This window comes from Commensalibacter intestini A911 (assembly GCF_000231445.1).
In the GTDB taxonomy this organism is placed as follows: domain Bacteria; phylum Pseudomonadota; class Alphaproteobacteria; order Acetobacterales; family Acetobacteraceae; genus Commensalibacter; species Commensalibacter intestini.
On sequence record NZ_AGFR01000001.1, the window covers coordinates 33,024 to 58,117 of the forward strand.

The 25,094-nt window shown below is 37.9% G+C and carries 23 protein-coding genes; 11 read left to right on the forward strand and 12 right to left on the reverse strand.

Going from position 1 to position 25,094, the window contains the following annotated elements:
• Window positions 1-31 precede the first annotated feature (31 nt).
• Entirely contained in the window at window positions 32-358 is a 327-nt protein-coding gene (gene trxA / locus CIN_RS00160; RefSeq protein ID WP_008853020.1) for a thioredoxin, read from the forward strand.
• A 13-nt stretch (window positions 359-371) separates the two neighbouring features.
• Here the strand turns inward: trxA and hpnK are convergent, their stop codons facing one another.
• From hpnK to dxs, 5 genes are all read right to left on the reverse strand, one after another.
• Entirely contained in the window at window positions 372-1,226 is an 855-nt protein-coding gene (hpnK, locus tag CIN_RS00165) for a hopanoid biosynthesis-associated protein HpnK (RefSeq protein WP_008853021.1), read from the reverse strand.
• A gap of 22 nt (window positions 1,227-1,248) precedes the next feature.
• Window positions 1,249-2,670 (reverse strand): hopanoid biosynthesis associated radical SAM protein HpnJ, encoded by a 1,422-nt coding sequence (gene hpnJ, locus CIN_RS00170; RefSeq protein WP_008853022.1) that lies wholly within the window; start codon window positions 2,668-2,670, stop codon window positions 1,249-1,251.
• Window positions 2,671-2,742: 72 nt separating this feature from the next.
• Window positions 2,743-3,921, reverse strand: a complete 1,179-nt coding sequence (gene hpnI, locus CIN_RS00175) for a bacteriohopanetetrol glucosamine biosynthesis glycosyltransferase HpnI (protein ID WP_008853023.1) — start codon at window positions 3,919-3,921, stop codon at window positions 2,743-2,745.
• Window positions 3,922-3,935: 14 nt separating this feature from the next.
• A complete protein-coding gene (locus CIN_RS00180) occupies window positions 3,936-4,595 on the reverse strand; it encodes an MlaC/ttg2D family ABC transporter substrate-binding protein (RefSeq protein WP_008853024.1) in 660 nt (219 codons plus the stop codon).
• Window positions 4,596-4,659: 64 nt separating this feature from the next.
• The gene (gene dxs / locus CIN_RS00185; protein ID WP_008853025.1) at window positions 4,660-6,678 is read right to left on the reverse strand and encodes a 1-deoxy-D-xylulose-5-phosphate synthase; all 2,019 of its coding nucleotides are present in this window, start codon (window positions 6,676-6,678) and stop codon (window positions 4,660-4,662) included.
• Between the two features lie 422 nt (window positions 6,679-7,100).
• Here dxs and hpnH point away from each other — a divergent pair, with 422 nt between their 5' ends.
• The 4 genes from hpnH (at window position 7,101) to CIN_RS00205 (ending at window position 12,270) form a co-directional block, all read left to right on the forward strand.
• Entirely contained in the window at window positions 7,101-8,285 is a 1,185-nt protein-coding gene (gene hpnH / locus CIN_RS00190) for an adenosyl-hopene transferase HpnH (RefSeq protein ID WP_008853026.1), read from the forward strand.
• Window positions 8,286-8,397: 112 nt separating this feature from the next.
• Window positions 8,398-9,177, forward strand: a complete 780-nt coding sequence (locus CIN_RS00195; protein ID WP_008853027.1) for a hypothetical protein — start codon at window positions 8,398-8,400, stop codon at window positions 9,175-9,177.
• Window positions 9,178-9,376: 199 nt separating this feature from the next.
• Window positions 9,377-10,807 (forward strand): aspartate ammonia-lyase, encoded by a 1,431-nt coding sequence (gene aspA / locus CIN_RS00200; protein ID WP_008853028.1) that lies wholly within the window; start codon window positions 9,377-9,379, stop codon window positions 10,805-10,807.
• A 173-nt stretch (window positions 10,808-10,980) separates the two neighbouring features.
• Complete coding sequence (locus CIN_RS00205) at window positions 10,981-12,270, forward strand: hemolysin family protein (protein WP_008853029.1); 1,290 nt, start codon at window positions 10,981-10,983, stop codon at window positions 12,268-12,270.
• Between the two features lie 65 nt (window positions 12,271-12,335).
• Here CIN_RS00205 and CIN_RS00210 read toward each other — a convergent pair whose 3' ends face one another.
• Both CIN_RS00210 and CIN_RS00215 read right to left on the reverse strand, forming a co-directional pair.
• On the reverse strand, window positions 12,336-14,210 hold the full coding sequence (locus CIN_RS00210) for a lytic transglycosylase domain-containing protein (RefSeq protein ID WP_008853030.1): 1,875 nt from the start codon (window positions 14,208-14,210) through the stop codon (window positions 12,336-12,338).
• 97 nt (window positions 14,211-14,307) lie between these two features.
• Window positions 14,308-15,069 carry a uracil-DNA glycosylase gene (locus tag CIN_RS00215; RefSeq protein WP_008853031.1) on the reverse strand — a complete coding sequence of 254 codons (762 nt, stop codon included), beginning with the start codon at window positions 15,067-15,069 and terminating at the stop codon, window positions 14,308-14,310.
• 60 nt (window positions 15,070-15,129) lie between these two features.
• Here CIN_RS00215 and CIN_RS00220 point away from each other — a divergent pair, with 60 nt between their 5' ends.
• From CIN_RS00220 to CIN_RS00230, 3 genes are all read left to right on the forward strand, one after another.
• On the forward strand, window positions 15,130-16,890 hold the full coding sequence (locus CIN_RS00220) for a tetratricopeptide repeat protein (RefSeq protein WP_008853032.1): 1,761 nt from the start codon (window positions 15,130-15,132) through the stop codon (window positions 16,888-16,890).
• A 15-nt stretch (window positions 16,891-16,905) separates the two neighbouring features.
• A complete protein-coding gene (locus tag CIN_RS00225; protein WP_008853033.1) occupies window positions 16,906-17,784 on the forward strand; it encodes a 4-(cytidine 5'-diphospho)-2-C-methyl-D-erythritol kinase in 879 nt (292 codons plus the stop codon).
• 84 nt (window positions 17,785-17,868) lie between these two features.
• Window positions 17,869-18,246, forward strand: a complete 378-nt coding sequence (locus CIN_RS00230) for a hypothetical protein (RefSeq protein WP_008853034.1) — start codon at window positions 17,869-17,871, stop codon at window positions 18,244-18,246.
• Between the two features lie 57 nt (window positions 18,247-18,303).
• Here CIN_RS00230 and CIN_RS00235 read toward each other — a convergent pair whose 3' ends face one another.
• The 3 genes from CIN_RS00235 to CIN_RS00245 all read right to left on the reverse strand — a co-directional run bounded on the left by CIN_RS00235 (window position 18,304) and on the right by CIN_RS00245 (window position 21,071).
• Entirely contained in the window at window positions 18,304-18,882 is a 579-nt protein-coding gene (locus CIN_RS00235; RefSeq protein ID WP_008853035.1) for a YqaA family protein, read from the reverse strand.
• An 88-nt stretch (window positions 18,883-18,970) separates the two neighbouring features.
• Entirely contained in the window at window positions 18,971-20,359 is a 1,389-nt protein-coding gene (locus CIN_RS00240) for an ATP-binding protein (protein WP_008853036.1), read from the reverse strand.
• A complete protein-coding gene (locus CIN_RS00245) occupies window positions 20,352-21,071 on the reverse strand; it encodes a response regulator (protein ID WP_008853037.1) in 720 nt (239 codons plus the stop codon). The genes CIN_RS00240 and CIN_RS00245 overlap by 8 nt, the downstream gene beginning before the upstream one ends.
• Window positions 21,072-21,308: 237 nt before the next feature.
• Between CIN_RS00245 and CIN_RS00250 the strand changes: the two genes are divergently transcribed.
• Window positions 21,309-21,719, forward strand: a complete 411-nt coding sequence (locus CIN_RS00250) for a rhodanese-like domain-containing protein (protein WP_008853038.1) — start codon at window positions 21,309-21,311, stop codon at window positions 21,717-21,719.
• A gap of 3 nt (window positions 21,720-21,722) precedes the next feature.
• Here CIN_RS00250 and CIN_RS00255 read toward each other — a convergent pair whose 3' ends face one another.
• On the reverse strand, window positions 21,723-22,622 hold the full coding sequence (locus CIN_RS00255) for a DUF2272 domain-containing protein (protein ID WP_040363610.1): 900 nt from the start codon (window positions 22,620-22,622) through the stop codon (window positions 21,723-21,725).
• Between the two features lie 239 nt (window positions 22,623-22,861).
• Between CIN_RS00255 and panC the strand changes: the two genes are divergently transcribed.
• Window positions 22,862-23,683: a pantoate--beta-alanine ligase gene (panC, locus tag CIN_RS00260; RefSeq protein WP_008853040.1), complete on the forward strand. Its 822-nt coding sequence runs from the start codon at window positions 22,862-22,864 to the stop codon at window positions 23,681-23,683.
• 56 nt (window positions 23,684-23,739) lie between these two features.
• Here the strand turns inward: panC and dksA are convergent, their stop codons facing one another.
• Entirely contained in the window at window positions 23,740-24,171 is a 432-nt protein-coding gene (gene dksA / locus CIN_RS00265) for an RNA polymerase-binding protein DksA (RefSeq protein ID WP_008853041.1), read from the reverse strand.
• A gap of 429 nt (window positions 24,172-24,600) precedes the next feature.
• Between dksA and speD the strand changes: the two genes are divergently transcribed.
• Complete coding sequence (gene speD / locus CIN_RS00270; RefSeq protein WP_008853042.1) at window positions 24,601-25,065, forward strand: adenosylmethionine decarboxylase; 465 nt, start codon at window positions 24,601-24,603, stop codon at window positions 25,063-25,065.
• Window positions 25,066-25,094: the final 29 nt, after the last annotated feature.

A 25,094-nucleotide genomic window follows, 5' to 3' on the forward strand; every position in this document is an offset into this window, starting at 1 on the left:
ATTATTCGATTTAGTTACAAAGGAATTAAACATGGGTGAATTTACAAAAGCAGTTACAGATGCATCGTTTGAAGCAGATGTTTTAAAATCTTCTAAACCTGTATTGGTTGATTTTTGGGCTGAATGGTGTGGGCCTTGTAAAATGATTGCCCCCGTATTGGAAGAGTTAGCTAAAGAATTAGGGGATACAATAACCATTGCCAAAGTGAATGTTGAAGAAAATCCAGAAACACCAACTAATTTTGGTGTGCGTGGTATTCCAACGATGATTCTATTTAAAGATGGTGCGCCAGTTGCAACAAAAGTTGGTGCTTTACCTAAAGAAAAATTAAAAGCATGGATTGAATCTGCTTTATAAGAAGCAAATTGAATTAATGAACATTATCCCAAGTAATTGGGGTAATGTTATGCTCTTTTAAAATCCTAGAAAAGTCTGGATGACATAATGTTTCCAGCTCTTTTGTAGGTTCATATTCAGGCATTAAATCTTGATATAAGCCAGAGTGGCTGACCGATGGGTGAAAAAAGATTTCTGATCGCCCTTTAGGAAGGTTTTCCAGTAATTTTGAAATCTTATCAAATGTCATATGCCCACACCAAGATAATCCAAAACACCAGTCTAAATAACGCATATTTGCACGTCGCAGTTGATATTTAAGAATATTCGTCCAATATTGCACTAATAAGTTAGGAATATTGTTCTTATAAGTGGTTTGATCCACTTTCATGAGTGTTTTAACGGGCTCGTGTGGCACACGAATATTTCGGACATGAAATTCTTTGGCAATTTCAATCAACATTTTTCCGACACTGGGATGTAAATGCATATGCTTATGCACGTCAACATGATCCAAAGGGAGACCCGTATTCGTAAAAGCCTGTAATTGAGCTCTGATCTCTTTACGCAGTTGATGTTGTATTGGTTTTTTAAAGAAATAATCTATTCCCATCCGTAATTGTTCAGAAGGGAATAGATTATTTTGATTTACTAATAAAGGAATTTCAGAGTGCGGTAGAGCAGAGGGGCCTTCGATTACTACAAGATGTAATCCAACTTTAAGCAAAGGTAATCTTTTCGCTCGTTGAATAGCATCTTCTGCAGCGTCTCCAGCAATCATCAAGTTGGCGGTACTTAAAACCCCTTGACGATGTGCTTGCTCTATTGCTTCGTTGACCTCGACTGAAAGTCCGAAATCATCAGCCGAGATTAAAACTTGTTTAGTCACAAAATTCCTTTGAGTTATAAAATTAAGTGTGTCTATCACGTAAGAATTGGAAGAACTCAACACCTTCACGTAAACGACGTTTCATCATTTGTGGGCTGGTAATCATTTCTCCAACAATTGAAGCAATCTTTGGTGCGCGGAAGTAGAATTTTTTATAGAATGTTTCAACGCTATCAAAGATTTCTGTATGAGAGAGATGAGGGTAATGTAATGGTGCGATTTGAACACCATGTTCATCAATTAACTCAGCATGATCTTTATCTAACCAACCATTTTCCATTGCTTGTTTATACAAGAAAGTTCCAGGATATGGTGCAGCCAAAGAAACTTGCAATGTATGAGGGTTAATCTCTGTTGCAAATTTAATGGTTTCTTGGATGGTTTCTTTTGTTTCTCCAGGAAGACCCAAAATAAAGGTCCCGTGGATTTTAATGCCTAGTTCATGACAGTTTTTGGTAAATTCACGAGCAACTTCAACACGCATTCCTTTTTTAATATTATGAAGGATTTGTTGATTGCCGCTTTCATAACCGACCAATAATAGGCGTAAGCCGTTATCACGTAATACTTTTAAAGTACTGCGAGGAACATTGGCTTTTGCGTTACAAGACCATGTAACTCCTAATTTACCTAATTCTCTTGCGATTGCTTCTGCACGAGGAAGATCATCGGTGAAGGTATCATCGTCAAAGAAATACTCTTGGACTTGTGGAAAATATTGTTGTGCAAGTCTGATTTCAGCAGCAACATGTTCTGGGCTACGGGTACGATATTTATGCCCACCAACTGTTTGTGGCCATAAACAGAAAGTACAATGAGATTTACATCCACGACCTGTATATAAAGAAAGATATGGGTGTTTTAAATACCCAATGAAATAATCTTCAATACGGAGGTCTCTTTTATAGACTTCGGTAACGAATGGAAGTGAATCCATATCTTCAATGATCGCACGGTCTTTATTATGAACGATTTGACCATTTGCGTCACGCCATGAAATCCCATCAACGCTTTTTAAATCCATTCCTTCGGCAATATCTTTGATGGTAAAATCAAATTCATTACGAGCAACAAAATCAATAACGTCGCTTTTTTCAAGACTTTCTTGAGGTTGAACCGCTACTTTTGCACCGACCATACCGATTTTAACAGATGGATTAGCATCTTTTAACATTTTTGCGACTTTAATGTCAGATGAAAAAGATGGGGTTGAAGTATGCATAATGACTAAGTCACGATTTTTAACATCAGCTAAAATCGGTTCCATTCCCATCCGTGCAGGAGGCGCATCAATAAGACGGCTATTAGGAATTAAAGCAGCAGGTTGAGCAAGCCAAGTTGGATACCAAAAAGATTTGATTTCACGTTTTGCTTGGTAACGAGAACCAGCACCACCATCAAAACCTTCAAAAGAGGGGGGTTGTAGGAATAGCGTCTTCATCATAATGGCAGTTGTCCTTTGAATTTTACTCTTCAAGTTCGAAAGATATAGTTTTGAATAGATTAAACGATCAGGTTATATATCATTATCTGATGTCGTTTGGAACTCTGGATGTTTTTTTATCGTCATTTTTTGTCCACGCCATGTCACTTTAGTACCAAAAAAACTGTTAAACATCACTAATGCAGAAAACCAGTCTCTATAAGGAAGTAAGGGCAAGGTAGGAGAAAATGAGTAGTTTAGTCGTTTATTGATAGAATGACAGCATAGTGCTTTGAAACCCCAACAGAGCATAAAAAACATCCAAGATGCCCAGGTTAGTGGATTAAACAAAATTGCTAAAGATGCCCAAAACAATGGCAATTGTAGAAAAGAGAGCGTAAATCCAACAGGTTCTAGGATAAATGTTGTGCGATTCCAGCGTAATTCATGTTCATATAATGAAAATAAATCTTTTTCTGTAATTGTTGTTTGAACAATATTTGGGGCAAGGGCGATATCTAGCTGTTGCGCTTTGACTTTTCTACCTAATACAGCGTCGTCAGCGACATATTTGACTAAACTTTGAAAGCCACCGACTTTATCTAGTAGATTTTGTTTGATTGCTATGACAGCCCCAAGGCAATCTTGGCGACCTAAATGACGGGATAAAAGAACTCCAGGCAAGAAATTATAGTTGATATGCGCGCTAGCCATATACTGCACTTTAGACTCAAAAGAGGGGAGGCCACTATATAAAGAAGTCACCATACCAACATTTGGTTTTTGTAGTTCTAGCACGACTTCTTTTATATAATTTTTATCAGGAGCATGAATGTCTGAATCGGAAATGATAAACACTTCATTTTTGGCAACAGAGCGCATATTGATTAAGTTAGAAACTTTACGATTACATCCGTGAATATCAGCGTTAATAACAATATCAATATCTAAAGTTGGATAATTGCTTTTGAGGTCTTTTACGACATTTAAAGCCCGATCATGCTTATGATGTAATCCAAAGATAATCTGTAGATTAGGATAGTCTTGTTCACAAAAACTTTTTAATGCTTCAAAGAGCATAGGCTCTTTACCAGACAAAGGCTTAAAAATGGTGACTTTGGGTAAGCTATCTATAGGTGTAATACTAGTTTGTTTACTTTTTTTAAAGTAGTTCACTAATAAAGAACCAATAGATGCTTGAACACAGCCTAAAGCGGCACAACTTAGTAAAAACTTATTTGATTTAGAAAGCTTGAATAATGACAAAGACATAAATTTCTTAAAGATTACTTATTTTTATGAAAAGATTGCGTTTTTTGATTAAGCATTTCCACTAAAGATTGGCTGCCACCTTTTGCTAAAGTAGAGCTGAAATCGCCACGTTGTATAGCAGTTTGGCTGATGTTTCCATTTAGTAAGACGTCAACAATTCTCCACCCTTGAGGGGTATTATGAATGATATAATCAATTTGTGTTGCATCGCTGCCTGAACCGACAGTGGTAGTGACAATTTGCTGATTTGCTACATTTCCTGCTTTTGTAGTCGCAGAAATTTTAAATTGTGTATCGGTATCGTCTGCAAAGCTAGAGAGATATCTAGCAACGGTATATTCTTTAAAAGCAGCTAGAACAGCAGCTTTTTCTTGTGGTGTAAAAGAGTTGTAACGATATCCTACAGTTTTTGCGATAATCGCAGAAAAATCATAACTGTTATCCAACGCTTGATTTAAGAGTGCAGAATGCTGTGCAATCGTCTCTTTCGATGATTGTTGAATAGCACTTAGTGCTTGATAAAGCTTTACAACAGGTTCTTTTACAGCACTTTGCATATCTGGTGCAGAAGTGCTGCCAACAGGTTGCTCACGCTGGGTCTGCGCATGAGCTTGAATGGTAACGCCGCTAAGGACTGTAAAACCACACAAAAGGAAGACATGTTGTAATTTCATTGTTATATTTACTCTAATTAAAACTTATTATTATAAAGTGATATTAGCCTAAGAGGGCTCATTATCAACCCCCCATAGCTTTTAAAGCTACTTTAACGATTGATGCAGAATCTAAGCCTGCTTCGGTATATTGTGCAGCTTGTGTGTTATGATGAATGAAAAAATCTGGAATAACCATAGGTCTAAACCGTACATTATCTAGTAAACCATTGTTAGCTAAATGTTCCATCACGTAAGCACCAAAACCACCACGAGATCCCTCTTCAATCGTAATTAATACTTTGTGGTTACGTGCTAATTGGTTAATTAAATCAGTATCTAAAGGTTTTGCAAAGCGTGCATCGATAATCGTAGGTGAATAGCCTTGTTCTGTTAATGTTTCAGCAGCTTTTAAACATTCAGTCAAGCGTGCTCCGAATGAAAGAATAGCGATTCCACCTTTTTCTTTACCTGTTTGATTGCCCATTTCTTGGACAATGCGACCTTTACCGATTTCAAGAATTTCTGCTTGATTAGGAAGTTGTAGCCCTAATCCTGGCCCTCTAGGGAATCTAAACGCAATAGGACCTTCATCAAATGCAGCTGCGGTTGCAGTCATGTGCATCAATTCGACTTCGTCACTTGGTGCCATTAATACGATATCAGGCAAACATCCAAGGTAAGCAATATCATAGGTTCCTGCATGTGTTGCACCATCAGCACCTACCAGTCCAGCGCGATCAATAGCAAAACGAACAGGTAATTTTTGTAAAACAACATCATGCATGACTTGGTCATACCCACGTTGTAAGAAAGAGGAATAAATTGCACAGAATGGACGCATGCCTTCTGTTGCTAGGCCTGCAGCGAAAGTTACAGCGTGTTGTTCTGCAATACCTACGTCAAAATAACGATCAGGGAATGTCTCTTGGAATTTATCCAATCCTGTACCAGAAGGCATAGCAGCAGTAATAGCAATAATCTTTTCATCTTCTTTTGCGCGTTTCAGTAATTCTTTGCTAAAAACGGAAGTGTAAGATGGGGGGCCTGGAGGGGCTTTGGTTTGTTCACCAGTAATAACATTAAATTTAGATACAGCATGATATTTATCTCCAGAACTTTCTGCTGGTTTATATCCATGCCCTTTTTGTGTTACGATATGAAGTAAAATGGGCCCGATTTGGTCTGCATCTCGTAAATTTCGTAAAACTGGAACCAGTTGTTGTAAGTTATGTCCATCGATAGGCCCGACATAATAAAAACCAAGCTCTTCGAATAAAGTGCCGCCAGTCATCATAGAGCGAGCATATTCTTCAGCTCTTTTTGCTTTTTTCTCGATGCTTTCAGGAAGTTTTTTTGCTACCCTTGCTGCGAGATCACGTAACCCTAAGAAATGACGAGAAGACAAAAGTTGTGATAAGTAAACAGACATTGACCCAACAGGTTGGGAAATAGACATTTCATTATCATTTAAAATAACGATTAATTTTTCTGCGCCAGGTCCAGCAACAGCGGCATTATTCATTGCTTCGTAAGCCATGCCTGCAGTAATTGAACCATCGCCAATAACAGCAATTGAATTGCGTTCTTTGTAGCTAGGGTCATGTTTTGCTTTATAATGATTGGCAACCGCAATGCCTAAAGCAGCAGAAATAGATGTGGATGAGTGTGCTGCACCAAACGGATCATAGATACTTTCTGAACGTTTGGTAAAACCAGATAACCCACCAGGTTGGCGTAACGTACGGATTAACTCTCTACGTCCTGTAAGAATTTTATGAGGATATGCTTGATGTCCGACATCCCAAATTAAGGAATCATTGGGTGTGTCAAATACAGCGTGTAAAGCTACTGTGAGTTCAACAACGCCTAAAGAAGCGCCTAAATGTCCGCCGGTTGTTGAGACAGCATCAATTGTTTCTGCTCGCAGTTCACGAGCAACTTGTTCGAGCTGTTCAATAGATAGATTATTTAAATCTGCTGGAAAGCGAATATGGTCCAGCAATGGAAAACGCCCATAAGTAGGAATAGATTTAATGAAGTTATCCGATTCATTTCCAGGAACATTATCTTGTTGCTTAGGAGTTTCGGTTGGTTCACCCATGTTTTATCTCATCCGTTTTGTTATACAAGGATACAAATGAGCGGAACATTTGTATATTATAGATCGTATTTAAACTGTTTAATAGTAGATTGAAACTTCTAATTATACGAATCTTTATTTAATAAACAGCATTTTTGATGTTTTTGCTAAATATTTTTTGAAATCAGGCTATTATTGTGTAGCATAATTATCACTATGATAAGATAAGACAAGTTTTTTGTGTAAAAACCTCCTTTTTTTATAGAAATACATTATTGTGTGCCCCAACTTAAGTACTGGTGTACTTTAAAAGAATTATTCTTTTAATGCTAGAAAAGCAATTGAGAGCTTAATTCATTCTTATTATGATATTTTTATTCATCTTAATTGAATATCAAGTTTGTTGTATTTTAATGCCGGTTTTCCGGTTTGGGAGCTGAAAAATGGCTGTTCCTCTGATGCAGGCGGTTCGAGTCGGAAGTTATGTTGTGAAACAACATTTAAAAGGCCGCCAGAAATATCCGCTGGTTTTGATGTTGGAACCACTATTGCGTTGTAACTTGGCTTGTTCTGGTTGTGGAAAAATTGATTATCCTGCAGAGATCTTGAATCAACGGTTAAGTGTACAAGAATGCTTGGATGCAGATGCTGAATGTGGTGCACCTGTGGTTGCTGTGGCTGGTGGGGAACCATTGCTACACAAAGACATGCCTAAAATTATCCAAGGGTTAATCGCTCGTAAACGGTATGTTTATCTATGTACAAATGGGTTGTTATTAGAAAAGAAAATCGATGATTATAAACCATCTCCATTCTTTTCTTGGGATATTCATTTGGATGGTGATCAATTAATGCATGACGCTTCTGTTTGCCAAGAAGGTGTTTATGACAGAGCGATTGCTGCGATTAAATTAGCAAAATCCAAAGGATTCAGAGTTTCAATTAACTGTACCTTATTTGATGGCACAGATCCGCATCGTGTTGCGGCGTTTTTTGACGAAGTAATGGCTTTGGGTGTTGATGGCATTATGACGGCACCTGGTTATGCGTATGAACGTGCACCAGATCAAGAGCATTTCTTGAATCGTCAAAAAACGAAAAAATTGTTCCGTGATATTTTCCGTTTGGGTAAAGGGCATAAATGGCGCTTTACACAATCACCACTCTTTTTGAACTTTCTTGCAGGGAATGAATCATATCATTGTACGCCTTGGGGAAAACCGTTAAAAACAGTGTTTGGTTGGCAACGTCCTTGCTATCTTTTGGGTGAGGGTTATGCAGCGTCTTATGCAGAACTGGTTAATGATACGAACTGGGATTTATACGGTACTGGCAATTATGCTAAATGTGCGGATTGTATGGTGCATTCAGGATATGAATCAACAGCAGTAAAAGATGCAATTCAACGCCCATGGCATATTGCACAAGTTGCATTGATGGGGCCAAAAACCGAAGGGCCAATGGCACCAGAGATTGATTTTTCAAAGCAGCGTCCTGCTGAATATGCTTATACTGAGCAAGTTGAAGGTTTGATGCAAAAAATTACTGCGAATGCGCCAAGTAAACGGATGACAACCATTCGTCGTGTAAAAACGGTAAAAAAAGAAGAAGCGACTGAAAACTCTTAAGTGTCTTGAAGTTACTATTGATTTTGGAAACGAGCCTTTATGATGAAGGCTCGTTTTTTATTGTGTTAACGCAAAGAAATAGACCTCAATACAACAACGACAGGAGAATCCAATGCACCTAAGAAATAAGTTATTAACTTTATTTGGTTTATGTTCTGTATTAACTGCGTGTGGGCCAAATGAGTATTATGTGCCAGTCAATAACCAGGTTGGGAATGCACAATTTTTATCGAAAACATCTGACACGGTTAGAGTGGTTGTATCAAATAATCTTCCTGAATTAATTAAAAAAGCACGAGAGCAAGGGAAAGATTGGTTATTATCTTATAAATCAGCTATGTACATTTTATCAGCGAGAGAATACACGGAGGATCGCTTACAAGCATTAGGGTATCATGTTGTTGATACGGGTTCCAAAGCTGGAGGTGTAGGTCATCCGAATGTGATTGCATTAGTTGAGTCTGCGGAAGACCCCAGCAAGGCGCATAATGTAATTCGAACATGGACGGAACCCAGCTATACGGACACAATGGGCAATCCAACGGCATGGGATACCAAAGCTGTGGCCTATACCATGAAACATATTGATTATAAAGTTACCTTGATCAGACCGAATGGCAAAAATAATCCTTTATTTATTTGTAACAATACAGAACTCAGCACCAATTTATGCATTGCTCCTGAACATCCTGATAATTATGAAGTTATTTTTACAGGAACAGGATCAATGAGTACAGATGCAAATAATGCAGCATATATTCTAGATCACATTACAACGGCGGTTTGGCATGATTATCCTAACATGATGGGGAAATATCAAGTGTTTCTCTATAGCCAACCCCATCCTGAAGTCATCCGTGTTGAACCAGACAGCCCCAAAAAAGGCTCTTAATTGTCAGTGCTGTTATATATGTCGTGAAATCGTGCAAGAGAGTTGTGCGATTGTTATTTATTAATGGGAAGTGTTTTCATATTTTTATTTATTTTAATCGTAAATGAGATCTTACCTGACTTTAAATTTACTTGCCTATTCCTTATTTCTTTTTACCATTAAGGGCTAATTTCGTTTTAATTTTATAAAGGGCATCTTTATGTCAGAGTTAACATTTCGTACGGAAAAAGATCTTTTGGGGTCATTGGATGTGCCAAGTGACGCATATTATGGTATTCAAACATTAAGAGCGATTAATAACTTTCAATTAACAGGTGTTCCTCTGTCCCATTTTGCACATCTTGTGAATGGGTTGGCAATGGTAAAATGGGCTGCTGCGGCTGCTAATCACAAGTTGGGTTATTTATCAGACCAAAAATATCACGCCATTGAAAAAGCTTGTCAGCGTATTATTCAAGGCGAGTTCCATGATCAATTCCAAGTGGATATGATTCAAGGTGGGGCTGGGACTTCGACGAATATGAATGCGAATGAAGTCATTGCGAATATTGCTTTAGAAGAAATGGGATATAAAAAAGGTGAATATAAACATCTTCATCCAAATAATGATGTGAATATGGCGCAATCAACCAATGATGCTTATCCTACGGCTATTCGTGTTGGATTATTGTTGGGATATGATGCTTTATTGGTTTCTGTTTCTCAATTAAGAGATGCTTTTGCTAAAAAAGGTGAAGAATTTGCGCATGTGATCAAAATGGGACGCACGCAATTACAAGATGCGGTTCCAATGACATTAGGGCAAGAATTTCGTGCTTTTGCCACGACAATTACCGAAGATTTAGAACGTATGCGTGCGTTGTTCCCAGATGTGCTTTGTGAAGTCAATTTGGGAGGCACAGCGATTGGCACGGGGATTAATGCCGATCCACATTATCAAGCCATTGCTGTTGAACATTTGACGCAAATTTCTGGGCATAAATTAATACCAGCAACAGATTTGATTGAGGCAACCTCTGATATGGGGGCGTTTGTATTGCTTTCTGGAATGTTAAAGCGTACTGCGGTTAAATTATCTAAAATTTGTAATGATTTAAGATTGTTATCCAGTGGCCCAAGAGCTGGGATTAATGAAATTAATCTTCCTGCCAGACAACCTGGAAGCTCTATTATGCCAGGTAAAGTCAATCCTGTGATTCCAGAGGCTGTGAATCAAGTGGCTTTTACGGTGATTGGTAATGATCTGGCATTAACGTTAGCTGCAGAAGGTGGACAATTACAGTTGAACGTAATGGAACCGTTGATTGCTTATAAAACGATGAGCTCTATTACCTTATTAATGCGTGCGATGGATATGTTAAGAGAGCTTTGTATTGATGGGATTACCGCCAATGTAGAGCATTGTAAAAATCTTGTTGAACATTCTATTGGTTTGGTAACAGCGTTGAATCCTTATATTGGTTATGAGAACGCAACCCGTATTGCGCGTATTGCATTAGAGACAGGTAAGGGGGTGTTAGAGCTGGTTCGTGAAGAAAAATTATTGAGCGAAAGTGAACTCGAAAAAATCTTAAAACCTGAAAATATGATTGCTCCACATTTGGAGCTATCTGATTTATCCAAACACTAAAATTGAGATTTATGATATAATCTGTCCATTCTATCCTTTGTTTTGTAAACTAGTCAAAGTAAGGGATAGATATCTGTTTTTTATCGATATGTTTTGATAAAAGTTATATTTTATAAGGAAACTATGTATATAGTTCCTTATTGCTGTTTTTTGGATCAGGTTAGTATCAATTTATGATTATCTCTATTGTTATTATTTTATGTTTAATTTTTCTGAATGGTATGTTTGCCATGGGGGAGTTAGCATTAATTTCTAGCCGAAAAACACGTTTGGTCACGATGCAACGTCAAGGAGTGCGTGGGGCTGATCGTGCGATCCGTTTGATGGACGATCCTCAAAGTTTCCTACCCACGATTCAAATAGGAATTACGATTGTTTCTATCTTTGAAGGGGCTTTCGGAGGGGCAAGGATTGAAGCATCTTTAAGTCATTGGCTAAGTACAGTGCCTGTGGTCGGGCCATTTGCTGATGATTTGTCTATTTTTATTGTTGTCTTAGCCATTACGTTTTTTATGTTAGTTTTCGGTGAATTAGTGCCAAAACAATTGGCTTTACAAGATCCTGAAGCTATTGCGGTTAAATTAGCCAGAACGTTTGAAATTATGTCTAAGATTGCAGCACCAGGTGTGTGGATCTTGGGTAAATGTTCAGAGGCCATTTTAAAACTACTACGTCGTCATAAAAATGTTCGTATGGCAGTCAGTGAAGAAGAGTTGCGTGCTTATATTGCTGAAGGTGCTCAGGCTGGGATTTTAGAAGTTGAAGAACGAAATATGATTGAACGCTTGCTGCGTTTGGCAGATCGTCCAGTCAGAGCGTTAATGAGACCGAGAAATGAGATCGTATGGGTTGATCGTTCGACTTCCGCGCAAGAGCTGAAAAAGATTTTATTAAATGTGCAACATACGCGTTTGGTTGTTTGTGAAGGCGGTATTGATAATCCGTTGGGGATTATTTCAGCCAACGATGTTTTAACTATGTTGTTACAAGGTAAAGAGCTTTCTATTGATGCATGCTTACAGCTTCCGTTGGTGGTTCCAGATAGTATGTCTGCGTTGGATGCCTTGGAACGCTTGAGAGCAGATGTTCTAGGGGTTGTCTTGGTATTGGATGAGTATGGTTCTTTTGAGGGGATTATTACCGCATCCGATATTTTCAAAGCAATCGTTGGCGAAGTGAATCAGCCTTTGGATGCGCCTCGTTTAGAATCTGGGATGCTTAATGAGTATGTGCTAGATGGTACAACTTTGGTTGATGGCGTAAAGGATCAGCTTAATTTAGATGATCTTCCTGGTGAGGGCAGTTATCATACATTAGGTGGATTAATTCTTGCTCTATTACGTCGAGTTCCAGTAACAGGAGATAAAGTGGTTTTTTCTGGTTGGTTATTTGAGGTCATGGAAATGGAAGGACGACGAGTAACAAGGGTTAAAGCCAGTAGACAGGCTGTTGCACAAAATTAAATAGATTAGGTCTTATGATGATAAAAAAAAGGCTTTCCTTTGGTTTAAAAGGAAAGCCTTTTGATTTAGTGGATCGTTACTGCTTTCATAACGTTTTGTTCATCATCAAAACAAGGCCACTCATTTTGTGCGAGAGTGTGTAATGATGGTCTGGGAAGATGAAGTTCGTTCGAGTAAATCCATAAGTAAGTTAAGGCACGATGAAGATAGTTTCTGGTTTCTGGTAATGGAATTGATTCCATAAATAACAGAGGGTCACCTTGATGATCTGTTATTTCTAGCCATTTGCCAATCATTGATGGCCCAGCATTATAGCTGGCAAGCATATGAAGTAAGTTGCCATTTTTAGCATCTGTTTTATGGGTAAGATCATCTAGATGAAGTAAATAGAGTTGACCGATTTCCAAATTCAGTGCTGCATTTTTAAGGTCTGTAGGCTGTGTTAACGTTACATTATCTTGATCTTTGACAATATATCGAGCCGTGACAGGCATAATTTGCATTAAACCCATAGCACCATTTTGAGAGGTTGCTTTGCTGTTAAAATTAGATTCTAATCGGGTTAACGCATAAACAAGTGCAGGATTCATTTTGAAGCCATGTCTAGGCTTTAGATTAGGAATAGGTAAAGCAACGTTGCTTTTAATGGTTTCATCATGATGGGTAAGGATTGTCTGTAATTGGTCAGATAATCCATTGAAATGAGTGGCTTTTGCAACAAGCTGTATTGAACGTGATAGGGCTAAATTATGATTGCTTTGCATCCATAATTGTCTGAGAACAGTTTCAGCTCTATCGTTTTCTCCAACTTGTAATAGAGCGAAAAAACGTTTTCCTAGCGGTGTATCTTCAACCGTACTGATATCAACATTACTCGCCGTATCAGAGGGAGAAGGTTGCGCGGATAGGTTTTGTTTATTCTCTTGTAGGGTTTCTTGGGCTAAAATACCATAAAATGTTAACGGTGTATTTGCAGCCTTATGTAGCCATGCCTGATAACCACGGGAGTCATGTGCTTGTAAACGTGTGCGCGCAGCCCAGAAAAAGCATCCTGATTGAATGTGGGATGAGGTTATATCTGAATGAGAGGCTTTTGAAAAAAGGTAAAAAGCCAAGTCATTATTATTTTGTTTCCATGCGACCAAACCAGCGATATAGCCTGCTAGAGCAACGCGACCTTTAGAAAGCGAAAAGGCTTTTTGTGCAATTTGCAAGGCGCCATTATCTTGACCGATGGCAAAGAGTTGTTGTGCAATTTCTGCTTGTAATTGTGCGGCATATAAATCAGTCATGCCAGGTGTTTTATCAATAAGATGTAGAGCACTTTGTGCGCCTTTGAGACCTAAAGTGCTTCTAGTATAAATGGTTCGATCTAGTAAAGGATTTCTTTTAAATGGGGAGTTAATAGGATCTGCTTCTGTGGGTATTGGCAAAGATGCTTGTGAAACATTTGTTTTTAAGACAGGAAATGCATGATCGGCAGGCACTGTTGTTGTGCTAGTGGGAGTTAAACTTGACAATTTTTTGATGATCTCAGGAGAGTCAGCATAAGTTGGAAAGTTCTTTAACCATAGACTAAGTTGCCCCTTATTTGGGGTGAAAAGAGGGTTAAGATAACGCTCGGCTAGAATATCGCCAAGCAACAAGTTGTCTGAAAGGTTAACCGTTTCAGACTGAGCTGTTGTGAAGTCCCCTTGACGTTGCAAGTCAAATATGTGGCGAACACGCCGAGCATCCAACGCATCTAATGGGCGAGGAAGCCGAAGCGAACTGCCATTCCCGCTCGATGAAGGACGAGAAGTTGAAACAGTTGCTTCTTCATATTGATCTTGTTGTTTAGGTGTTTGTGCTCGAGTAGAGATCGAAACACCGACAAACAAAGTTGCACTGACTACTAAAGCCCGCACAACCGCAGGGGAGATAGAATGTATCTCTTGCATAATGGCTTGAATCTAAACTGTTAATCAAAGAAATCAAGTTTTTATTTGAATAGATGAGTAACATTTTTAAGATATGGCTAATGAATCAAAGACTTAACTAGGTGAAATTTATATTAGCTTCATTGAATGCATTACGGATGCGTAAAAGATCCAGCCAAGTTTCTTGTCTAAATTTAGCGCTAGCTTGGATTTGTGAAGGATGTCGCAACGGAAATAATTGTAGGGTAATATGGCTATTAGGTAGATGAATCGTATGCCATTTTCCTTGTAGTTGGCTGAGTGGTGTTGAAGTTTGCGTTAACGTCCGTGCTGGTAGTGTTCCAATGCTGAGAACGAATTTAGGTTTGTAGAGTTCTAAAGCTTTATATAAAAAAGGTAAGCATGTATTCAGCTCTGAATTAGAGAGTTGTCTTCCTCCTGGTGGACGCCAAGGAATAATCGGCATGCGAAAGCATTGTTCTAGAGGAATTTTAATGCTGTTAAGCATTTGAGTTAACCAGAATTCTGACTGACCAAAGAAAACTTGTCCGCTACGATCCTCATCTGCATCAGGAACTTCACCAATGATAAAAATAGGTGCTTGTGGATTTCCCTTTGGTAAAACAGAGTGCATTGCCGTATGATGTAATGGATACTCTTTAAAAGAAGCAATGGCTTGGCAAATTTCGTCTATGTTTTTTGCTTGTAAGGAATAATTTTGATGGTTTAAAAGAGGCTTGCTATGAGGAGAAGAGGTTTTTATAACAGGATTAATAGGTGTTGACTTTACATTATCCAAATGGTTTGTACATAAGGAGGTAAGGGTTTCATCAACGCCCCATTCTGAATAAAGATTTAAAAGAGATACATGATCAAACATATTGGGTGACGATCAATCTTAAGATTGTTAAAGATCCTGCTTATTGAAAAGATATACATTATGCAATGTCCGCGCTTGTTATGCACTATATTTTTATCTATTTCTATAGTTGTTGAATTTCCTTTGGCTTCAAAAGCCCTTGCTGTAGCGCAAGATCCTGATCCTGTGATAGCTTTCGAGCATAAAAAAGGGGGATATGGTGACTATTTAGCAGCAGTATTCGCTGCTAGAACAGATGATAGCGATGTTGCCTCTCGTCTTTATAATAATGTGTTAGCATTAAATCCAAATAATACGGATTTACGTCGAATCACGTTTTATCATGGCGTGCTTGCTGGAAATGATATTGCGGTTCAGCTTGCTAAAGGTCAAAAAGATCCCATCTCAGATTTAGTTTTGGCAAATGATGCGATTGTAAAAGGGCAATGGCAAGATGCATATCGTTATGTTTCTCATCCTCCAATGGATGTGTTTAGTCAAATTACTTATCCTTTGTTACAGGCATGGTGTTTGTACGGTGAAGGGAAGAAAGATCAAGCAATAGCTCTTTTAACGAAGAATAGCCAAGGAAAGCCTTTATCTGCTTTATATGCGTTGCATGCGGGAATTATGTATAGTTTAGCGAAAGATGAAGTCAATGCTGGTGTTTATTTCGAAAAAGCAAATAAGCTATTCCCTGGTGAAGATTTGCTCTTAACTGAGACCTATGGGAATTGGTTGATTCGCAATCATAGAGCGGGTAAAGCAGAGGCAATGGTTAGTAATTTAGTCAAGAACTTACCGTTTTTAGCTGTGTCTACACAAGATTTGGAAAATAACTTGCAACATTTTCCATTGCAGAATGCACAACAAGCTGTTGCACAAGTCTATTTAGCAATGGCTTCTTTACTGCAGCAAGAGCTTTCTTCTCAGCAAGATGATAGTGATGTTGATCAAAAAGTGGCAAATAAGGTCGCATTGCATACAGAACAGATCTTTTTACGGCTAGCATTAAAATTAAACCCAAACTTATCATCTGCGAAAATGATGCTTTCTGGGATATTAGCACAAGAGAAACATTATGAGGCAGCAAAAGATGTTTTATTACCGATTGCTGAAAATGATCCGTTAAAAACGGTGATTCGACTAAGAGTAGCACGGTTAAATGCATTGCTAGATCATAACAAAGAAGCTGAACAGGAAATTAAAGCGCTTATTCAGGCATATCCTTTATCCGCAGATATAAGACAAGCTTTGGGAGATATTTATTTCGATCAAAAGCAATTCAAAGAAGCCGTGGAAACCTATAGTAAGGTCATTGATTTAACGCAGTTAATGGATAGTAGTATTTGGCCTGTTTTCTTTGCAAGAGCGGTCTCTTATGAGAAGTTAGGGGAATGGGATAAGGCAGAGAAAGACTTAAAGCAGGCGTTAGTATTTGCTCCTAATGAACCGATGTTGTTAAATTATTTAGGATATTCTTGGGTATTAAAAGGTAAAAATCTTCAAGAAGCACAAGAGATTTTACAAAAGGCAGTCGATATTGCTCCTGATGAGGGTGCTATTCGTGATAGTCTGGGTTGGGCAATGATGGCAAATGATCAATATGCAGATGCTGTGAAGCAACTTGAGCTCGCTGCACAAACAATTCCTCAAGATCCAGAATTAAATTATCATTTAGGGGTTGCTTATTGGAAAACTGGACGTCATCAAGAAGCGATTAACCAATGGAATGTCGCTTTGACTTGTAAGCCTACTCCTGAAGAAAAAGAGTTGATTTTAAAAGCATTGCAAAATGCTAAAGACAATAAAGATATTGCAGTTATTAATACCGAGAAATAGAGGATATTCCTGAGTATGGAAGAGAAAGCATATGCAAAAATTAATTTACATTTGCATGTAACAGGAAAAAGAGCTGATGGATATCATTTGCTAGATAGTCTTGTGGTGTTTCCTGATGTTGGGGATCATTTGACGATTATTCCTGCTGAAGCAGGTCAAGTAGATTTGGTGACCTTGCAAATCGTAGGGCCTTTTTCTGCTTCATTACATAGTGAAGATTTAAAGAATAACTTAATTATCAAAGCAGCCTATCAATTGGTTGCGTATGCACAAGATAAAAAGTTGTCTCCAGTTTGTTTATGTCTTGAAAAGAATTTACCTGTTTCTTCTGGAATTGGTGGAGGATCTACGGATGCTGCGGCGACATTACGTTTGTTAATTCGTTATTGGGGGCTAAAAATATCTTCACAAGATTTAGCAAAAATAGCTTTGCAATTAGGTGCGGATGTGCCTGTTTGTCTTCATCCTGTTTCGCAACGGATGGAAGGGATTGGTGAAGGGCTTTCTTTTTTTCCAAATCTTCCTGATTTTGGGATGTTATTGGTCAATCATGGTGAGGCAGTTTCAACACCTGATATTTTCCGTAACCGTAAAGCAGATTTCTCTGAACGAGCTATATTAGGTGAAAATTTAAATTCTTTTGAAGAATTTATTCAACAATTATCTTATTTGACCAATGATTTGCAGCCTCCAGCTTGTTTGTTAAATCCTAAAATCACATCAGTATTACAAGCAATAGAGGGTTTACCATTCTGTCGTTTATCTCGAATGAGTGGCTCTGGAGCGACTTGTTTTGGTCTGTTTGAAACTGCAGAGCAAGCTAATGAGGCTGCTATTTTATTAAAGCAACGATATCCTTGGTGGATTTGGGGCGGTAATGGAAATGTAAAATAGTCATAGCTTATTATTCTTGCTATTGTATATTTTTCATAAAAACGATATCAATTTTAGAGTAATCATAAGAGGTGGGGAAATAAGATGGCTATTGATATTAATATTAAGCTTTCAGAGGATCGTCAGAATACAACGTTGACTTTTACTGGTGGTGAGGACGCACCATCTAAGATTGATTTAACACAAGCTGAATTAGAGGATCTAATTCGCGTTTTGGGAATTTTACATTGGTCTATGGCTGAAGGAAAGGCAATCCCTGAAATTAAAGGGGCAAAAATAAAGCCTGCTTATCAAACCAACTGGGCTATACAAAAAGATAAAGATTCTGCTGGCACATTGCTTGCTTTTCAACATCCTGGTTATGGTGCTGTGGGATTTGTTTTATCTGAGCAGCAAATAAAAGAATACACAAAAGCATTACAAAAAAGTATGCGCGTAAAGAGATCTCCGATAAAAGGTTAATGTTACAAAAAAGCCTGCTTGCTTAAAACAGGCTTTTTTATTTTATATCAAAAACGATTAGATATATTTAAAGGCGAGGACACCGCCTGCTAATAAAATACAAAATGCTGTTGCAACCCAAATCATACGTTTTTCTATGAAATCTTGAATAGGTGGGCCAAATTTATATAAGAGTGCAGCCTCTGCAAAAAAACGTATTCCACGTGTCGCTAAACTTGCAATCATAAAAGGTATAATTGAAAAATGTGCTGCACCAGAAGCAATTGTTACAAATTTATAAGGAATAGGGGTTAATCCTTTTATAAGGATAATCCACACACCATAGTGGTTAAATTTTTCTTGAAGATTTAGTAGTTGTTGCTCTGCATGATAAAAATGCACAATAGGCATTGCTAAATACTGCAATAAAAATGCACCGATTATCCAACCTAATAATCCTCCAAAAACACTAAAAATAGTGCAAATTGTCGCATAAAACCATGCTTTATGTCTTTTAGCTAAGATCATGGGGCACAATAAGACATCGGGAGGGATAGGGAAAAAACTTGCTTCAGCAAAAGCAATGCAAGCAAGCCATATGGTTGCATAACGACTTCCAGCTAATTGGATAGCTCGTTGATAGAGACGGTTCAGCATGAAAAATTATTCCTGATTATCAAAGAATGGTTATAGCTCTGCCATGTTTATCTTGGATCTGCAAGGTTTTATATGAATAGAATAAGGCTTATGCCATTAATGTCACTTTTGCGCATAAACCATGAGGTTGTCGATTGCTTAGGGTAATATCTCCACCTTGTCCATGAATAATATTACGTGTAATTGATAGCCCTAAACCTGTTCCACCTGTTGCACGGTTACGGCTGGTTTCCATACGAACAAAAGGCTCAAATACTTGATCTAAGGAGTCTTCATCGATACCTGTGCCATTATCCTCAATTAAAATCACAACTCGTTGATCATGATGCGGATCTTTAGCTGTTGAAAGATGTTCTATTTTCAGGGTAACAGACACATTGCCTGCGTAATGTAAAGCATTTTCCATAAGATTTTGTAGCGCTCTTTTTAAACTGATAGGGCGTGCTTTAATGGTAAGGTGAGGGATTGGTTCGCATAAAAGAATAGCTTCTTTTTTGTCTGGGTGTGTTTCTTGCAATTCATAGATAAGCGTTTTTAACAGTTTTGTTATATCCAAAGAAGCAATTGGTTCATGACGTGTATTGTCTCTGCCAAAATCAAGAGTGGCTTTAATCATGGCTTCTAACTCGTCTAGATCTTTGATGAATTTTGTTTGTAAAGCTGGATCTTCAATAAATTCAGAGCGTAGTTTTAATCGGGTAATAGGGGTGCGTAGGTCATGTCCAATGGATAATAGGAGTTGTGTACGATCATTTACAAAGCGATTAATTCGATGAGCCATATTATTAAAAGCACGTGCTGCACGGGCAACTTCTAATGGACCTGCTTCGGGTAGAGGGGGGGCGTTTACATCTTGTCCTAATCGTTCAGCAGCAGCGGCCAATGTGCCAACAGGAGCGATTAATCGACGAACGCCCCATAAGGTTAAGAGTCCTGTAGCAGTCGCCATGACGAAAAAGGCAATCGGAAAAGTTGCGGAAGTAAAAGGGTTAGGTGAAGTAAGCGTATAGCTGATATTCAACCATTTTTTATCATCAGGTAATTGAAAAGCGATTGCACTACGGTGGGTATTACGGTCAGAAGCGGCAATAATTTGTGCGGGACGGAGTTCAGGTGGAAAAAGAACCGTGGTTAAAAGATGAGAGACGGTTTGTTCTAATTTTTGTGAACGAGGATAGATTTTTTGCAAATCAGGTTGATTTGAAAGAAAAATAGTAAATCCATGCATAGGATCTAGATCATTGATTTCATCAATACGATCGACACTATCAACTTCCGAAATGTCTCTATAAATAGCAGTTGCACGGTTAGCCGCTTCTTGTTCTTGAGTAATACGATCAAAATCAAGTCGATCTAATGTATGAATCATTAACCCGCATGCCTCGACTAATCCAATCCCAATGATTAAGAGAAGGCCAGTTCTGGCAGCAAGAGAGTATGGCCAAAAACGCCATGGTTTATGTTTTTTTTTAGACATGGCGAACAGGCACTGCAATAAGGTAACCGCCTCTGTGAACGGTTTTGATGATTTGAGATTGTCGTCCGTCGTCTTGTAGTTTACGTCTTAGGCGACTGAGGGTAACGTCAATAGTACGATCTGTTGGAGGAAGCTCATGTCCATAGAGAATATCAGAAAGACGGTCTCTTGTAACGATTTGAGGGGCATGCTCTAATAAAGCAAGGAGTAAGTCATATTCTTTTCCGGTGAGTGGCACTTCTGTTTTATCAAGTCGTAGTAACTGGCGTGATGTTGTATTTAAAATCCATTCTCCAAATTGAATGGATTTTTTATCTTGAATTTTATTTGCTTGATTTCTACGGCGAGAGCGATGCAAGACTGAATGGATACGTGCAAGTAATTCTCTAGGATTAAAGGGTTTGGCTAAATAATCGTCAGCTCCTAATTCCAGCCCAATAATTCTATCAGCCTCCTCCCCCATAGCAGTTAGCATAATAATCGGAACATCGTCTTGCTGTCTTAACCAATGTGCAATTTCAAAACCGCTTTCTCCTGGCAGCATAAGATCTAAAATAACAAGGTCATATGTATTCTTTTTCCATATTTGACGTGTTTGTTCGCCATTATAAGCAGTGCTAATCTCGAAATGATGGCGTTTTAGAAATTGAGAAAGAAGCTCAACAATTTCACGATCATCATCAACAATTAATAAATGTGCAGGATGTTCCATATTTAATCTGCCGTATTCCGTACTATATATTCAAAGGGTAAAGAGATTTACTTTTGATAGGTATAAATTAAATATAAAATAAGATAATGTCTATTTTGTTAATTATTTTTTATTGAGTGAATATTGATCGAAAAATAGTGATAGGTATTATCATACACTTTAAGTGTTTTTATAGTAATATATAGTAATGTTCTATCTATTATGTTGTATAAAGTATTATTAAGTGAAAGATAAAAAATGATTGATGAAAAAACGCCTCAGGAAACGTGGTTACAGTTGAAAAGTGATGTGAATGCCATTTTAATTGATGTGAGAACACCACAAGAATGGGATAGAATTGGATATCCTGATTTACTCTCTTTGGGAAAAGATGTTGTTCGAGTGAGCGTTCAAAATATTGTTGGAGAAAGAAACGATAAATTTGTTCTAGATTTAAAAGCGGCAGGAATTCAGCCAGAACAAAAGCTTTATTTTATCTGTCGATCAGGTAAGCGTAGTTTGTTGGCTGCAGATCTAGCGCAGCAAGCTGGTTTTCATAATGTAATTAATGTGACTGATGGTTTTGAAGGGCCAGCAGATCAAACAGGTAATACAGGAACTATTGCTGGGTGGTTGGCTGAAAAGCTACCTGCAATTCAGCCAATATAATTTTTATTTGTTTGTTACTGCTTCAGCATCATAAAGAACTTCTAGTACAACACACCATGGATAACGTGTATCATAGCTAGTTCCATCTGGAGCAGCAATTTTTCCTGTTGTATCAACAGGAACATGAGTTAACGCAACAGAATCATCGACATTCCCGCCAATAATGCTGATTTGACGTCCAAAAGGTTGTCCTGATTCGTCAACGGCTACAACAATTCCACAATGTGCAGGGAAACCATAACTTGTTGGGAGGCTAGAGAAGCGAATACTATCTCGATTTTTTCCTCTTGCTGTACAAATCATATCACCTAATTTAGGAGCATAAGCCCCGGGGTCTTGTGCACGCAAAATTGGAGAATCTCCAGAGGCTGCTGCATTAATATAGGTTGAGTGGTTAGGAGAGTAAGGGAAGCGATTATTAGCCCCAGCAATTCTCATCACATAAGAAATAAAGGCGGCAGACCAAGCGTAATGTCCGTCATTGCGAAAGTCAAAAACGCTACCATTAGAATTATGTTTACCAGTATAGCTACCTTCAGCCATACCAGGGTCCATACCGATCCACCAATATTCACCAACGCGTTCCCATAATCCAGGCATACGTTCTGCCTTGAAATCTGGAATGGTTGGGTCGGGATGTTGTGAAGGATCATAATCTACAACAGGTTGACCAAATAAACGCCATTCGCGCATTGCAATTGCGACAACTTCTTGTCGAGCAAAAGGTTCAAAATTTTTAGTAGCAAAATCAGGCACACGATCATCATAGTATGAATTTGCCTGTTGTTGCTGTTGTTGAGAGTATATTGATCCTCCTTGTACTGGGCGAACTTGACCAGCAGGAGGGCCGCCACAAGCGGTGAGGAGTCCTAATAAAAGGAAAGGGGATAGTTTGCGAAGCATTTTATAATCAACCATCCTAAAGGAAAATGTTAAAAATATATTTAAGTAAAATTAATTAGTATATTATTGTGTAAGATAATTTTTACTTTTTTGAAATCATTTTTGTTTATAGTGGAATCGTATTACAACGATGTTGTTGCTTTTAAGCACTTTTTTTGTGGTATGAGTAGAAGGATATTTTTACTAACAGCACATAAATAATTTGTTGGTTTTTATTATTTTATCATGAAGGTTTTTTTATGATTGTAGCGCGTACATTACAAGAATTTTTACAAGCTAGAGCAAGTTTTAAAGATTACTCGATTGCGTTGGTTCCAACGATGGGGGCTCTGCATGAGGGGCATATGGCTTTGGTAAAGCGTGCCAAAGAATTATCTCATTATTGTATTGTAACTATCTTTGTGAATCAACTTCAGTTTGATCAGAATGAGGACTTTGCTCGTTATCCTAAGACTGAGGAGCATGATATTAAGTTATTAGAACAACATGGCGTTGATCTTGTTTGGTTGCCACGTGTTGGAGATATTTATCCAAAAGGTTTTGCAACACATATTACAGTGGATGGACCATCTTTATTGTGGGAAGGTGAAAAAAGACCTGGACATTTTTCAGGAGTAGCAACCGTTGTTTATCGTTTATTTTCGTTAATTAAACCACAAATTGCTTGTTTTGGTGAAAAAGATTGGCAACAATTACAAGTAATTCGTAGGATGGTTGAAGATTTAAACATCCCGATCTCAATTTTTGGTGTTCCCATTGTTCGTGAGACAGATGGTTTGGCGAAATCTTCCAGAAATCGTTTTTTATCGCCAGAAGAGCATCAAAAGTCAGCTTTATTATATCAAGTATTAAAAGAAAGCCATCGAAGACTCTTAAATGGAGATGCTGTTTCTATGGTATTAAAAGATGCTGTTGAAAATTTATCTCATCATGGATTTGAGGTTGATTATTTTAATTTAGTTGATGGTGCTTCTTTATGTAAAATATCAGAATGGCAGCAGAATGCACGGCTAATTACGGCATCTAAATTAGGATCCGTGCGTTTATTAGATAATATGTGATTTATAAAAAAACCTTGTTACTATGGGGTAACAAGGTTTTTGAAGAAACGATCAAATTAATCTACAGGGAGGTCATCTCGATAGACTTTTTCTTTTCTTTCATGTTGCTCTTGAGCTTCAATTGATAATGTTGCAACAGGGCGGGCCTCTAAACGTTTTAAGCTGATGGGCTCACCAGTGACTTCACAATATCCGTAACTGCCATCTTCTATTTTTCGTAATGCTTGTTCAATTTTTGATAATAATTTTCTTGCACGATCATGTGTGCGCAATTCTAAAGCACGATCTGTTTCTGAACTGGCGCGGTCATTAAGGTCAATGTCAGTGGTACGATCTTGTGAGAGGTGTGTTAAAGCCTCTGTGGAGTTTTCAAGAATCGAATCGCGCCATGCTTCTAATTTCGCCTTAAAGTATGCTTGTTGACGAGGGTTCATAAAATCTTCGTCATCAGAAGGTTTGTAGTCATTGTCAAATGAAAACGTATCCATATATTCTGTACCTACTTTTGCATATAGTAAAAAAACGATTGATGTAAATAAACTATCCTTACTACTTGATTTTAAAGGGTTATAATATTAACTGACCTTTACGCCAAGAAAAAAATGTATTTTTAAAGAAAAAAAAATAATATACGAAAAAAATAAGATAATATAATATTGTGTTTTTTTATAAATTTACAAAAAAAATATCAAAATAATAAAAAAAAACTTGTGATTCATTAGAGAACGGGTCATATAGTAACCCAAGTATGACGCTAGTCATTTGTTCCATGGAATATAGAGTGATTTAAAAAAATTGGTTTTTCGTAATGTTAGATATTTTTTTGATCACAGTAAATATATTCTAATTTTTCGAATTCTTTTGGCCCAAGGGGGCGTAAAGCCCAACAGGCTATCTACTGGTTTAGGGGTACGTTGATGAACGCACTTGCTCAACTGGGGATGGTCTCGGAAACTCCGAGAAATAACCAGGTTTCGGGTGATCTTTCACATGACATGGAAGATCGCAAAGATTACTTTATTGTTAGAGACGGTATGCGTTTCGCAGGGACACATTTGCTTGTGGATCTATGGGATGCGACGAATCTAGATTCTCCTGAAGAAATAGATCGTGTTTTGCGCGAAGCTGCAATTGTTGCTGGGGCAACAATTTTGCATAGCCATTTCCATCATTTTTCTCCGAATGGTGGAGTATCTGGTGTTGTCGTGTTGGCAGAAAGCCATATCTCAATCCATACATGGCCAGAACGTAATTTTGCTGCATTAGACATTTTTATGTGCGGTGCATGTGATCCATACACCTCTATTCCTGTTTTACAGCGCTTCTTTAAACCAGAGCGTATCGTTTTGGATGAACAAAGACGTGGCAAAGAAAATCTCTAAGTTAGAGTATTGATCGGCCGTATTTACAG

Coding starts and splice junctions, on each gene's coding strand:
- trxA (WP_008853020.1), top strand. CDS start 32: ATGGGTGAATTTACAAAAGCAGTTACAGATGCATCGTTTGAAGCAGAT.
- hpnJ (WP_008853022.1), bottom strand. CDS start 2,670: ATGATGAAGACGCTATTCCTACAACCCCCCTCTTTTGAAGGTTTTGAT.
- hpnI (WP_008853023.1), bottom strand. CDS start 3,921: ATGTCTTTGTCATTATTCAAGCTTTCTAAATCAAATAAGTTTTTACTA.
- CIN_RS00180 (WP_008853024.1), bottom strand. CDS start 4,595: ATGAAATTACAACATGTCTTCCTTTTGTGTGGTTTTACAGTCCTTAGC.
- dxs (WP_008853025.1), bottom strand. CDS start 6,678: ATGGGTGAACCAACCGAAACTCCTAAGCAACAAGATAATGTTCCTGGA.
- hpnH (WP_008853026.1), top strand. CDS start 7,101: ATGGCTGTTCCTCTGATGCAGGCGGTTCGAGTCGGAAGTTATGTTGTG.
- CIN_RS00195 (WP_008853027.1), top strand. CDS start 8,398: ATGCACCTAAGAAATAAGTTATTAACTTTATTTGGTTTATGTTCTGTA.
- aspA (WP_008853028.1), top strand. CDS start 9,377: ATGTCAGAGTTAACATTTCGTACGGAAAAAGATCTTTTGGGGTCATTG.
- CIN_RS00205 (WP_008853029.1), top strand. CDS start 10,981: ATGATTATCTCTATTGTTATTATTTTATGTTTAATTTTTCTGAATGGT.
- CIN_RS00210 (WP_008853030.1), bottom strand. CDS start 14,210: ATGCAAGAGATACATTCTATCTCCCCTGCGGTTGTGCGGGCTTTAGTA.
- CIN_RS00215 (WP_008853031.1), bottom strand. CDS start 15,069: ATGTTTGATCATGTATCTCTTTTAAATCTTTATTCAGAATGGGGCGTT.
- CIN_RS00220 (WP_008853032.1), top strand. CDS start 15,130: ATGCAATGTCCGCGCTTGTTATGCACTATATTTTTATCTATTTCTATA.
- CIN_RS00225 (WP_008853033.1), top strand. CDS start 16,906: ATGGAAGAGAAAGCATATGCAAAAATTAATTTACATTTGCATGTAACA.
- CIN_RS00230 (WP_008853034.1), top strand. CDS start 17,869: ATGGCTATTGATATTAATATTAAGCTTTCAGAGGATCGTCAGAATACA.
- CIN_RS00235 (WP_008853035.1), bottom strand. CDS start 18,882: ATGCTGAACCGTCTCTATCAACGAGCTATCCAATTAGCTGGAAGTCGT.
- CIN_RS00240 (WP_008853036.1), bottom strand. CDS start 20,359: ATGTCTAAAAAAAAACATAAACCATGGCGTTTTTGGCCATACTCTCTT.
- CIN_RS00245 (WP_008853037.1), bottom strand. CDS start 21,071: ATGGAACATCCTGCACATTTATTAATTGTTGATGATGATCGTGAAATT.
- CIN_RS00250 (WP_008853038.1), top strand. CDS start 21,309: ATGATTGATGAAAAAACGCCTCAGGAAACGTGGTTACAGTTGAAAAGT.
- CIN_RS00255 (WP_040363610.1), bottom strand. CDS start 22,622: ATGCTTCGCAAACTATCCCCTTTCCTTTTATTAGGACTCCTCACCGCT.
- panC (WP_008853040.1), top strand. CDS start 22,862: ATGATTGTAGCGCGTACATTACAAGAATTTTTACAAGCTAGAGCAAGT.
- dksA (WP_008853041.1), bottom strand. CDS start 24,171: ATGGATACGTTTTCATTTGACAATGACTACAAACCTTCTGATGACGAA.
- speD (WP_008853042.1), top strand. CDS start 24,601: ATGAACGCACTTGCTCAACTGGGGATGGTCTCGGAAACTCCGAGAAAT.